We start from the raw sequence: 10,963 nt of genomic DNA, 5'->3' as shown, positions 1-10,963 counted from the left end.
TCACCATCCTCGCCCGCAAGCTCGCCCGTATCGCCTTCGCCATCCTCAAAAACGGGGCCGACTATGTGCCGCGAAAACCTTGTCTTGCGACATAGAATCTCCTACGGACTTGTAACTTCACGCCCACCCATCGATGTTCTGCCCCTTGAACCCGCCTTCCTTGTCCTGGTCGTCCGGCTGGTCTTCCGCCTTCTTTTTGCCGTCGGCGTCCTCGGGTTCGCGCTCGGGGGTGCGTGGCTGGCGCGGGTCGAGGCGCCGGCCGGGGTAGATGCCGCCTACGGGCTTGATGTCGTCATCGGCCATGGCTGTCTGTGCCTACCATTCGTATACGGCCTCGGCGAGGTTGCCGGCGCCCTCGTAACGCAGCGCGCTACACAGGCGGCTGACGAGGGTGATGCCGCGGCCGTGCAGCTCGTCCTGCTGGCGCAGGCCGTGCAGTAATCGATGATAGTCAAAGCCCGGACCGCTGTCGTGCACGCGCAGCGTGATGCGCCCGCCGCCCGTCGGCAGCGGGGCGTGTTCGATCTCGATCCAGATCCAGCCGTCCGCGAGTTCGGCCAGGCGCGCCTCGCGTTCGTCGTAGTAGGCGGAGAAGCCGTCGGCGGAATCCTTCATCGCCGAATCCAGGCCGAGGATGCCGTGTTCCAGGGCGTTGTTGTACAGCTCGGAGAGCACGAAGTGCAGCGCCTGCAGGTGTGGCTTGAGGCCATCGATGTCCTGCAGCTGGTCCAGCGCCAGGGCGACGGGATCGGCATGCGCCAGGTTGCGGCCGCGCAGCTCGATGAACCAGCGCCAGGCGCCCGCGCGCCCGCGCGAGACCTCGGCCGAGGTGCGCGGGGTGGTCAGGCCACCCGGTGCCTGCAACAGCAGCTCGGGGACCATGGGCACGCCCACCAGGGTGATGTCGTCGCGCTGCGGCTGTTCGCCGCAGAAGGCCTCGAGAGCGGTGCGTACGCGGTGGAAGGCCCCCTCCCCGGAGCGGCCACTCTCGACGGCCGCCTCCAGGCGCGCCGCCCCGAAGGCCTCCCCCTCTGTATTCTCAGCCTCGAGCAGCCCGTCGCTGTAGAGCAGGATGCGGTCGCCGCGCGCGACCTCGAGCCGTACCGGCCGCGTCTCGTCGAGGTCGGTCTCGGCGATCCCCAGCGGGATGTGGGTGGACGGCACGCGCTCACGGATGCGGCCGGTGCGGCCGTCGATGACCAGGGCCTCGGGCATGCCGCCGTTCCAGATCTCCACCGGGCTGAGGTCGATGGGAATGCTCAGATACACCGCGGCCAGGAACATGCCGGTGGGCAGCAGGGCATGAATCTTGGTGTTGATCTGGCGCAGGATCTCCTCCGGCGGCAGGCCCTTTTCGGTCATGGCACGGAACACCTCGGAGAGCGGCAGCGCGCCGATGGCGGCCGACAGGCCCTGGCCGGTGAAGTCGCCGATGAGCAGGTCCACGCCACCGCCCGGGCGGATGGCCGTGAGCAGCACGTCGCCGGTGAAGGTCGAGGCCGGCCAGAGCAGCGTGTTCAGCCGCTGGACCACCTGGTTGCGGTCGGAGATGGCACGGGAAAAGATGCGCTCGGCGATCTCGTGCTGGCGCAGCATCTCGTTGTGCAGGGAACGCACCTCGGCATGCTGGGCGGCGAGATCGCGGTACAGGCCGCTGATCCGCTCCATGGCGGCGATGCGGGCACTGAGGATGGCGCGCGAGAAGGGCTTGGTGAGAAAGTCGTCGCCGCCGGCGGCCACGCAGCTCACCAGGGCCTCCTCGTCGGCCAGGGCGGTGAGAAAGATCACCGGCACGAAGCGTTCGCCACTGAGCTGCTTGATGCGGCGCGTGGTGTCGTAGCCGTCCAGCCCCGGCATCATGATGTCCATGAAGACGATGTCCGGCGCCCGCTCCTGGAAACGCCTCACCGCCTCGATGCCGTCGCCTGCCTCCACGACGGCATAGCCCTCCCTTTCCAGCATGCCGCGCAGCAGCAGCCGGTTTGCCGGCTGATCGTCGCAGACCAGCGCCGTCCCCCTGGTGGACACTGGCTGCCGGGATCCGCCGTCCATCCGGGGCTCAGGCCAGCGTGAACAGGCGGTGGAAGTTGGCGATCTCCAGCACCTTGCGCACCGGCTCGGAGACATTCTCCAGGCGCACCTGCGCGGCGTCGCCGCCGGCATGCTCGCGCAGCAGCAGCAGCATGCCCAGTGCCGAGCTGTCCATGTATTCGGTCTCGCCCAGGTCGACGCGATAGCGCATGCCCTCACCGCCGCTGTCGCGGTAGGCGTCGCGAAACTGCTGGTGTACGGAAAAGTCGAAGCGGCGCGGGGCGACGATCACCAGTGCCCCGGTATCGTCCAGCCTGCTCATGGTGGCGGTCATGTCTCAATCCCTTGTGATGCGATGGTTCCGGCAGGGCCCGAGCAGGCGCCTGCCGCATGTCCATGAAGTGTAACCCGGGCATCGGGGCCCGGGACAAGGCGGCGGCTCAGCCGGCCTCGCGGGCGCGATGCAGGGCCTGCAGCAGCTCGGCCTCGCCGCGGCTCAGGCCGAGCTTGCGCACGAGCTGGTCGACATCCGCGCCGCGGCGTACCCAGTCGATGGCCTGATGATAGCCATGGGCCTCCATGGCCTGCAGCTCGAGCCGCTCCTGGCGGGCACGCAGCTCGTCGAACTGGCGTGCCAGCCGCAGCTGATGCTCGTCCGGCCCACGCGCAGGTGCCGGGGCACGGGCGCGCAGCAGGTTCTGCAGCGACTCGATGGCCGTCTCCCGCGCCTGGTCGCGACGTCGCAGCTCGCGCACCTGCAGGGCGAACAGCAGCACCACCAGCCCCATGCCCAGCAGCAGAAGGCCGCAAAGGCTGAGCAGGAACCAGGGTTGGTAGGCGAGTTCAATCATGCGCTGCGTGGCCGGGCCAGCCTCAGAGGCTGGCGATCTCCTGCCACTCCTCGTCGGTGAGCATCTTGTTCAGGTCCATCAAAATGGTGATGGAGTCGTCGCGGCTCACCACGCCCTCGATGTACTTGGAGCTCTCGTCGTTGCCGACGGCCGGTGCCGCCTCGACCTCGGACTCCTTCACGTACATCACCTCGGCCACGGAATCGACCACGATGCCGACCACCTGGGTGCCGGCCTCGATGATGACGATGCGGGTGTCGTCGTCGAACTCGCGCGAGGGCAGGCCGATGCGCGCGCGGGCGTCGATGACGGTGACGACATTGCCGCGCAGGTTGATGATGCCCAGCACGAAGTCCGGCGCACCCGGCACCGGGGCGATGTCGGTCATGCGCAGCACTTCCTGCACCTGCATCACGTTGATGGCATAGGTCTCGTCACCCAGCCGGAAGGTCACCCACTGCAGCGTGCGGTCCTTGTCGTCGGTACTACGCGCGTGATCGTTCATCTCTCTGTCCTCGTTTGCCTGGGCGCGGATCAGCGTCAAACTTCCGACGCCCGTTGGATTGCCAATTACATTCATGCAGGAACAGTGCCAATCGCATGTTCCCGCCTCAGTCGCGACGACCGCTCGCCAGCATCTCGGCCAGGGCCGAGGTGTCGAGCAGCGCGCACATCTCCTTGATGACCGTGCCGGCCAGCCAGGGACGCCGGCCGCGCTGGCTGCGCCAGCGCACGTCGTCGGGCTGGAGCGTGATCATGTCGCCCACGGCGGTACAGGCCAGCCCCCAGCGCGCCTCGTCGATCAGGATCACGTTGCCGAAGGGCTGGCGCCCGGCGTCGTCCATGGCCTGCCGGCGTTCCGGCGGCAGCACCACCAGTGCCGTATCCACCACCCGCGTGTTCACCCCCTGGTTGCGCGCCAGCCCCAGATACCAGGGCTGGTGGTTGGGCATGGGCGTCAGCTCCTCGCGCCAGGGCTGGATGCCGTTCAGGTGCACCAGCGGCACGGCCAGGTTCAGGCCGTCGACGGTGAACAGCAGGCAGGGGAAGGGGGCCTCGGCCCAGGACGGGATGGCCTGCTCGCCTGCCGGCGCGGCGGCCGGGCTCAGCTCCGTCCCGGTGACGGCCGGCGGCTCGGTCACGGCCGGCGCCTCCACCTCGACGGGCGCGGCCGGCAGCGCGGGTTCGGCAGGCGGCTCGGCCGGGGCCACCGGCGGCAGCGGCATGGCCGGCAGACGCTCCAGCACCGGGGCCGGCGGCAGGGCCTCCGGCGGCGCCTCGGCCGGCGTGTATTCCGGCACCTCTTCCAGCAGGCTGGCGAGGTAGTCGCCCAGGGCCTGCTGGTGGCCGGAGAGACGGGAACCGGACTTCGTACTCATGACGCCATCGCCTTGTTGGTCTGTACCCGATCGATGAGGCTTTCCAGCAGGGCCTGGTAGGCCCGCGCGCCGCGCGACCCCGGGGCGCGCAACGACAGCGGCACGCCCGCCTTGCTCGCCTCGCGGAACTGGGTGTCCACCGGGATCATCGCCTCCCAGACCCGCGCGCCATAGCGCTCGCGGACCTGCCGCAGGCTGTCGACGGCGGCCCGGGTGCGCCGGTCGAACATGGTCGGCACGATGGTATAGGGCAGGTCCATCCTGCGCGAGCGCTGGATCATCTCCAGGCTGTGCACCATGCGCTCCAGGCCCTTGAGGGCCAGGAACTCGGTCTGTACCGGCACGACCAGGTGCTCGCAGGCGGCCAGCGCGTTGACCATCAGCACCCCCATCATCGGCGGGCAGTCGATGAAGACGTGCTGATAATGCCCGGCGACCTCGCGCAGGGCGCGCGCCACCACCAGCCCCATGCCGCCCTGGGCGCCAAGCTGGCGGTCCAGGGTGGCCAGCGCGGTGGAGGCCGGCAGCACCGACAGGCGCTCGAAGCCGGTGGGGTGGATCACGCCCTGCGGGTCCAGCGGCTCCTTCGCCACCGAGCGCTCGAACAGGGTGTACACGCCGCGCTCCAGGGTCTCCGGGTCGAGGCCGAAATAGGAGGTGAGCGAGCCATGCGGGTCGAGGTCGACGAGCAGCACCTCGTGCCCCATGCGTGCCAGCCACCCGGCCAGCGTCACCGCCGTGGTGGTCTTGCCCACCCCGCCCTTCTGGTTGGCGACGGCCCAGGTGGTCATGGCTGCAGCCCCGCTGCCGGGCGACGTGCCTGGTCGTCCGCCTCGCCCATCACCACCAGCACCACCCGGCGGTTGGCGCTGCGGCCCTCGGCGGTGGCGTTGTCGGCCACCGGCTGGTGCTCGCCGAAACCGGTGGCGGCCAGACGCGCGGGATCGACGCCGTACTCCTCGAGGATGCGCACCACGGTGGCGGCACGCGCGGCCGACAGCTCCCAGTTGGAGGGGTAGACGAGCGTGTTGATGGGCAGGTTGTCGGTGAAGCCTTCCACGTGGATGCGATTCGGGTAATTGCGCAGGATCTCGGCCAGACGTCGCAGCACCGGCGTGGATTCGCCGGCCGCTGACGCACTGCCGCTGTCGAACAGGATGCTGGTCTTGATCTCCACCTCGATGCGGTCATCCAGCCGGCGGATGTCGATGAGGTCGTTGTCGATCAGCGGCTGCATGGCGGCCTGCACCTCGTCGGCGATCGCCTCGGCCTGCGGGCCGGGCCCGCTGGAGACGCCCTCGATCAGCGAGGCGCTCAGGGGCAGCTCCAGCGACGGCGGCAGTTGGCGCACCGTGGGATTCACCGGCGAATAGGGCGCCTTCGCCAGCTCGCCGACCTGGATCGGATCGAGCGAGCGCGCGGGATCGCGGAACGCGTTCACCAGTGCATCGGACAGCACGCGGTACTTGCCCTCGTTGACGGAAGAAATCGAGTACATCACGACGAAAAAGGCGAACAGCAGGGTGATGAAATCCGCATAGGACACCAGCCAGCGTTCGTGGTTTTCATGCTCCTCGGTCTGTCTGCGTCGGCGAGCCATCATCGTCTCCTAGAGATAGCCCTGCAGCTTGCTCTCGATCACGCGCGGGTTCTCGCCCTCGGCGATGGCCACCACGCCCTCGATCAGCATCTCGCGCGTCTGCGACTCCTGCCGGATCAGTGTCTTGAGCTTGTTGGCGATGGGCAGCAGGAACAGGTTGGCAAGCCCCACGCCATAGATCGTGGCGACGAAGGCCACGGCGATCCCCGGCCCGAGACGGCTCGGATCGGAGAGGTTCTCCATCACGTGGATCAGCCCCAGCACGGCGCCGAGGATGCCGATGGTGGGCGCATAGCCGCCCGCGGATTCATATACCTTCGCGCAGCCCATCTCGGCCTGCTCGCGGGTGTCGAGCTCCACCTCCAGGATGCCGCGTATCGCCTCCGGCTCGCTGCCGTCCACCAGTAACTGTAGCCCCTTGCGTGCAAACAGGTCGGGCTCCTCCTCGGAGGCCGTCTCCAGCCCGAGCAGGCCATCCTTGCGGGCGATCTGGCTCCACTCCACGATGCGCTCGAGCAGGGCCATGCGCTCGCTCTTCGGCGGGCGGAAGACCCAGGCGAGCATCTTCAGCGCCCGCAGGAAGGTCGCCGGCGAGGTCTGCAGCAGCACCGCCCCGACCGTGCCGCCGGCGACGATCAGAAAGGCGGTGAGCTGCAGCAGCGATGAGGTATGCCCGCCCTCGAGGATGTTGCCGCCGACGATGGCGGTCAGCGCCAGCAGGATGCCGAGGATGCTGAGGATATCCATGCCAGTGCCCCGTCAGGGGATCAGCCCCTGCCGGCCAGTTTCGGGCCGATGGCGGCCAGCGGCAGCACCCGGTCGGCCAGACCCGCCTCCGCCACCGCACCGGGCATGCCCCAGATCACCGAGCTCGCCTCGTCCTGCGCCCATACCCGGGAGCCGCGCTGCTTGAGCAGGCGGGCGCCCTCGCGCCCGTCCGCGCCCATGCCGGTGAGCACCACGGCCAGGGCCTTGCCGCCGTAGGCCTGGGCCACGGAACTGAAGGTCACGTCCACGCAGGGACGGTAGTGCTGCGACGGTTCGCTCTCGCCGATGCGCACCTTGGTACGGCCGGCCACGGTCTCCACCGTCATCTGCTTGCCGCCCGGGGCGAGCAGCGCCAGGCCGGGTTTCAGTTCGTCGCCGTCGGCCGCCTCCTTCACGCTGATCTGGCACTGCTGGTTCAGGCGCTCGGCAAACGCCGGGGTGAAGGTGGCCGGCATGTGCTGGATCAGCAGGATGGGCAGCGGGAAATCGGCCGGCAGCGGCTGCAGCACCTTCTGCAGGGCGACCGGCCCGCCGGTGGAGGCGCCGATGGCGAGGATGCCGAAGTCGCGCAGGTTGACCGGCCCGCCGGTATCGGGCGGGGTCGGATGGGCCGGGCGCGATGAGGCAGCCGCGCCGCTGCCGGACGTGGCCGGTGCACGGGTCGACAGCCGGCCGCGCCGGGCAATCGAGGTGACGCGGCGGCACAGCACGCGCGCCACCTCGTCGCGGTTCTTGGAGATGTCGTCGAAGCTCTTGGGCAGGAAGTCCATGGCCCCCGCCTCCAGGGCATCCAGCGTGGCCTTGGCCCCCTCGTGGGTGAGCGAGGAGAACATCAGCACCGGCACCGGGTAGGCATGCATGATGCGCCGCACGGCGCTGATGCCGTCCATCTCCGGCATCTCGATGTCCATGGTGATGACATCCGGCTTCAGGCTGCGCGCCTTTTCCACGGCCTCGCGGCCGTTGGCCGCGGTATCGACGACCTCCAGCCCCGGATCGGCGTTGAGCATCTCCACGATGCGCCGTCGGAAGAAGGCCGAGTCGTCCACCACCAGGACTCGTAACGGGGTCATGCACTCTCTCCAGATAACAGCCGGCCGCGCCGGTCAGAAACGCCGGGCATTGGCCTTCAACAGACTCGGGACGTCGATGATCAGGGCGATGCGGCCATCGCCGGTGATGGTGGCGCCGGCAAAGCCCGGCTTGCCGTGCAGGAACACGCCCAGCGGCTTGATCACCACCTCTTCCTGTCCGATCAGCTCGTCCACCACGAAACACACGGCGCGGGTGCCGACCTCGACCACCACCACCTGGTGGGATGCACGGTCCTTCTTGCCGTAGCTGCGGCCGTTGCGGCTGAGCCAGCGCTGCAGATAGAACAGCGGCAGCGGCTTGCCGCGCACCAGCAGGACCTCCTGGTCGTCGACCACGCTGGTCTTGGACAGGTCCAGGTCGTAGGTCTCGCGCACGTTGGACAGCGGCAGCGCGAAGTGCTGGCCGCCGACCATGATCATGAGCGTGGGCAGGATCGCCAGCGTGAGCGGCAGCTTGATGCTCAGCCGGCTGCCGCGCCCCTTCTCGGAATCGATCTCCACCGTGCCGTTGAGCTGGTTGATGCGGGTCTTCACCACGTCCATGCCCACGCCGCGGCCGGAGACGTCGGAGATCTCGGTCTTGGTGGAGAAGCCCGGGGCGAAGATCAGGTTGTAGGCCTCCACGTCCGACAGGCGCGCGGCCTGTTCGGGGGCCAGCACGCCCTTCTCCACCGCCTTGTTGCGCAGCACCTCGGGGTCCATGCCCTTGCCGTCGTCCTCGATGGTGATGAGGATGTGATCGCCCTCCTGCGAGGCGGACAGGATCACCTCGCCCAGGCGCGGCTTGCCGGCGGCGACACGCTCCTCCGGCATCTCGATGCCGTGGTCCACGGCATTGCGCACCAGGTGCACCAGCGGATCGGCCAGGGCCTCGACCAGGTTCTTGTCCAGGTCGGTCTCCTCGCCGATCAGGGTGAGGTTGACCTCCTTCTTCAGGCTGCGGGCGAGGTCGCGCACCACGCGCGGGAAGCGGCCGAAGACCTTCTTGATCGGCTGCATGCGCGTCATCATCACCGCCGCCTGGATGTCGGAGGTGACCATGTCGAGGTTGGCGACGGTCTTGGCGATCTCCTCGTCGCGGATGTTCTGCTGCAGGGTGGCCAGGCGGTTGCGCACCAGCACCAGCTCGCCCACCAGGTTCATGATCTCGTCCAGGCGCCGGGTATCCACGCGCACGCTGGTCTCGGCGGCCGGCTTGGCCGCCTTGTCGGCCACCGCCGCGGCCGGCGCAGGCTCCTTCGCCGAAGCGGCCGGGGCAGATGCGGCCGGCTTGGCGGCGGACGCAGCCGCCTTGCCCGGGGCCTTGCCCGAGCCGTGCAGCTCGTCGAGCAGGCTCTCGAATTCGTCCTCGGTGATGTGCTCGTCGCCGCCCTTGCCTGCCGCCGGGGGCGCGGAGGCGGCCGGCGGGTCGGCCGGACCGGCCTTCGGCACGCCGCCATGCCGGCCCTTGCCGTGCATCTGGTCGAGCAGGGCCTCGAACTCGTCGTCGGTGATCTCGTCGCCCTTGCCGCCGGCCGTGGCCGTGGCGTCCGCCGCCGGCGATTCGCCCGCCATGGCGTCCAGCAGCTGCTCGAATTCCTCGTCGGTGATGTCGCCCTCCCCGGCCGGGGCCGGCGGGACGGCCGCGGGCGCTGGCGCCGCCACACCGCCGGCGGCCAGGGCCTCCAGCTGGCCGAGCAGCGCGGCATCGGCGGCCATCGGGTCCTGCCCGGCACGCACGGCATCGAACTGGTCGTTGAGCACGGCCAGGGCGCGCAGCACGGCGTCCATCAGGTCGGCATCAACCTGGCGCTCGCCCTGGCGCAGCAGGTTGAACACGTCCTCGGCGCGATGGCAGAGCTCCACCATCGGCACGAGGTTCACGAACCCCGCGCCACCCTTGATGGTATGGAAGGCACGAAAGACCGCATTCAGCAGGTCCTTGTCATCCGGGGCCTGTTCCAGCTCCACGAGCTGTTCGCCCAGCTGCTCCATGAGCTCGCCGGCCTCGACCAGGAAGTCCTGCAGAATGTCATCATCAAGATCGATAGCCATGTATTACGGCAACTCCCGCCTCAGAAACCGAGGCTTGACAGCAAATCGTCGACTTCGTCCTGACTGCTGACCACATCGCCCTTGTCGACGCCCGGCACGGCCGGGCCCACACCCCTGCGGTTGTCGTCCTCTTCCTTGAGCTGTGCATCTTCCTCGGCATCGGGGGCGAGGCGCTTGCCGGCGACGCGTATCAGCTCGACCAGCTGCTCCTCGACCTCCTGCACCATGGTGATCACGCGACGGATGATCTGGCCGGTCAGGTCCTGGTAATCCTGCGCCATGAGGACGTCGGAGAGACTGCCCCGCAGCTGCTGGATGTCCATCGAGGCCTGCTCGAAGAAGCCATCCAGCTCGCGGCTCAGCTCGCGAAACTCGTCCACCGGCATCTCGCGCCCGCGAAACCGCTTCCAGGCGGTGGCGTGTTTTTCGGCGCGCTCCCCCAGTGTTTCGGCCAGTGGCAGCATTTCTTCAATCGCATCCATGGTGCGATTGGCCGCCTGCTCGGTCATGGTGATGACGTAATTGAGGCGTTCCTTGGCGTCCGGGATGTCCTTTTCCGCCAGGGCGCTGATGCGCGAATCGAGCTGAAACCCCGTCAGGGTCTCGTGCAGGGAACGGGTGAGCTTGCCCAGCTCGTTGAACAGATCGGTCTCGCGGGTGCGCGCCAGGGTATCCAGCGCGGCCATGAAGCCTTCGTCATCCGCGGCCTCCAGGCGCGCCACGATCTCGCGCGCGTGGGTGAGGAACTCGGCGCGGGCCTTGTCGTCCAGCGGCAGCGTCATCACGCACCGCCTTCGACGCGCTCGAATATCTTCTCGATCTTTTCCTTGAGGGTTTCCGCGGTGAAGGGCTTCACCACGTAGCCGTTGACCCCTGCCTGGGCGGCCTCCACGATCTGCTCGCGCTTGGCCTCGGCGGTCACCAGCAGCACCGGCAGCGAGGCGAGCTTCTCGTCGGCCCGCACCGCACGCAGCAGGTCGATGCCCGGCATGCCCGGCATGTTCCAGTCGGTGACGAGGAAGTCGATGCCACCGGCCTTGAGGATGGGCAGCGCGGTGTTGCCGTCGTCGGCCTCCACCGTGTTGTTGAACCCCAGGTCGCGCAGCAGGTTCTTGATGATGCGCCGCATCGTGGAGAAGTCGTCCACGATCAGGATCTTCATGTTCTTGTCCACTTCATGCCTCCAGAACAAACCAATGAATTCGC

Annotated in this window: 13 protein-coding genes; all 13 read right to left on the bottom strand. The window is 68.4% G+C overall.

What is annotated here, in order from left to right; genetic code table 11:
• Positions 1-117 precede the first annotated feature (117 nt).
• Positions 118-303 carry a hypothetical protein gene (locus HUJ28_09230; GenBank protein MBD3619643.1) on the bottom strand — a complete coding sequence of 62 codons (186 nt, stop codon included), beginning with the start codon at positions 301-303 and terminating at the stop codon, positions 118-120.
• Positions 304-315: 12 nt separating this feature from the next.
• Complete coding sequence (locus HUJ28_09225) at positions 316-2,028, bottom strand: SpoIIE family protein phosphatase (GenBank protein MBD3619642.1); 1,713 nt, start codon at positions 2,026-2,028, stop codon at positions 316-318.
• Between the two features lie 31 nt (positions 2,029-2,059).
• Positions 2,060-2,365 carry an STAS domain-containing protein gene (locus tag HUJ28_09220; GenBank protein ID MBD3619641.1) on the bottom strand — a complete coding sequence of 102 codons (306 nt, stop codon included), beginning with the start codon at positions 2,363-2,365 and terminating at the stop codon, positions 2,060-2,062.
• Positions 2,366-2,471: 106 nt separating this feature from the next.
• A complete protein-coding gene (locus tag HUJ28_09215; GenBank protein MBD3619640.1) occupies positions 2,472-2,882 on the bottom strand; it encodes a DUF2802 domain-containing protein in 411 nt (136 codons plus the stop codon).
• A gap of 22 nt (positions 2,883-2,904) precedes the next feature.
• Positions 2,905-3,387: a chemotaxis protein CheW gene (locus HUJ28_09210; protein MBD3619639.1), complete on the bottom strand. Its 483-nt coding sequence runs from the start codon at positions 3,385-3,387 to the stop codon at positions 2,905-2,907.
• A gap of 106 nt (positions 3,388-3,493) precedes the next feature.
• A complete protein-coding gene (locus HUJ28_09205) occupies positions 3,494-4,261 on the bottom strand; it encodes a chemotaxis protein CheW (protein ID MBD3619638.1) in 768 nt (255 codons plus the stop codon).
• Positions 4,258-5,052: a ParA family protein gene (locus HUJ28_09200; GenBank protein ID MBD3619637.1), complete on the bottom strand. Its 795-nt coding sequence runs from the start codon at positions 5,050-5,052 to the stop codon at positions 4,258-4,260. Before HUJ28_09200 ends, HUJ28_09205 begins: the two co-directional genes overlap by 4 nt.
• Positions 5,049-5,861, bottom strand: a complete 813-nt coding sequence (gene motD, locus HUJ28_09195) for a flagellar motor protein MotD (GenBank protein ID MBD3619636.1) — start codon at positions 5,859-5,861, stop codon at positions 5,049-5,051. Before motD ends, HUJ28_09200 begins: the two co-directional genes overlap by 4 nt.
• 9 nt (positions 5,862-5,870) lie before the next feature.
• A complete protein-coding gene (locus HUJ28_09190) occupies positions 5,871-6,608 on the bottom strand; it encodes a flagellar motor protein (GenBank protein MBD3619635.1) in 738 nt (245 codons plus the stop codon).
• 20 nt (positions 6,609-6,628) lie between these two features.
• Entirely contained in the window at positions 6,629-7,702 is a 1,074-nt protein-coding gene (locus tag HUJ28_09185; protein MBD3619634.1) for a chemotaxis response regulator protein-glutamate methylesterase, read from the bottom strand.
• Positions 7,703-7,735: 33 nt separating this feature from the next.
• Entirely contained in the window at positions 7,736-9,757 is a 2,022-nt protein-coding gene (locus HUJ28_09180) for a chemotaxis protein CheA (protein MBD3619633.1), read from the bottom strand.
• A gap of 20 nt (positions 9,758-9,777) precedes the next feature.
• Complete coding sequence (locus HUJ28_09175) at positions 9,778-10,539, bottom strand: protein phosphatase CheZ (protein MBD3619632.1); 762 nt, start codon at positions 10,537-10,539, stop codon at positions 9,778-9,780.
• Positions 10,539-10,931 (bottom strand): chemotaxis protein CheY, encoded by a 393-nt coding sequence (gene cheY / locus HUJ28_09170; protein MBD3619631.1) that lies wholly within the window; start codon positions 10,929-10,931, stop codon positions 10,539-10,541. Before cheY ends, HUJ28_09175 begins: the two co-directional genes overlap by 1 nt.
• Positions 10,932-10,963: the final 32 nt, after the last annotated feature.

Source organism: Chromatiales bacterium, from assembly GCA_014762505.1.
Taxonomy (GTDB): Bacteria; Pseudomonadota; Gammaproteobacteria; order SpSt-1174; family SpSt-1174; genus SpSt-1174.
Note: the sequence above shows the minus strand (reverse complement) of the source record. Positions and strands in the feature narration are given on the sequence as shown.

Excerpts from the sequence above, each read along its gene's own strand:
- HUJ28_09230 (MBD3619643.1), bottom strand. The coding sequence starts at position 303 with ATGGCCGATGACGACATCAAGCCCGTAGGCGGCATCTACCCCGGCCGG.
- HUJ28_09220 (MBD3619641.1), bottom strand. The coding sequence starts at position 2,365 with ATGACCGCCACCATGAGCAGGCTGGACGATACCGGGGCACTGGTGATC.
- HUJ28_09215 (MBD3619640.1), bottom strand. The coding sequence starts at position 2,882 with ATGATTGAACTCGCCTACCAACCCTGGTTCCTGCTCAGCCTTTGCGGC.
- HUJ28_09210 (MBD3619639.1), bottom strand. The coding sequence starts at position 3,387 with ATGAACGATCACGCGCGTAGTACCGACGACAAGGACCGCACGCTGCAG.
- HUJ28_09205 (MBD3619638.1), bottom strand. The coding sequence starts at position 4,261 with ATGAGTACGAAGTCCGGTTCCCGTCTCTCCGGCCACCAGCAGGCCCTG.
- HUJ28_09200 (MBD3619637.1), bottom strand. The coding sequence starts at position 5,052 with ATGACCACCTGGGCCGTCGCCAACCAGAAGGGCGGGGTGGGCAAGACC.
- motD (MBD3619636.1), bottom strand. The coding sequence starts at position 5,861 with ATGGCTCGCCGACGCAGACAGACCGAGGAGCATGAAAACCACGAACGC.
- HUJ28_09190 (MBD3619635.1), bottom strand. The coding sequence starts at position 6,608 with ATGGATATCCTCAGCATCCTCGGCATCCTGCTGGCGCTGACCGCCATC.
- HUJ28_09185 (MBD3619634.1), bottom strand. The coding sequence starts at position 7,702 with ATGACCCCGTTACGAGTCCTGGTGGTGGACGACTCGGCCTTCTTCCGA.
- HUJ28_09180 (MBD3619633.1), bottom strand. The coding sequence starts at position 9,757 with ATGGCTATCGATCTTGATGATGACATTCTGCAGGACTTCCTGGTCGAG.
- HUJ28_09175 (MBD3619632.1), bottom strand. The coding sequence starts at position 10,539 with ATGACGCTGCCGCTGGACGACAAGGCCCGCGCCGAGTTCCTCACCCAC.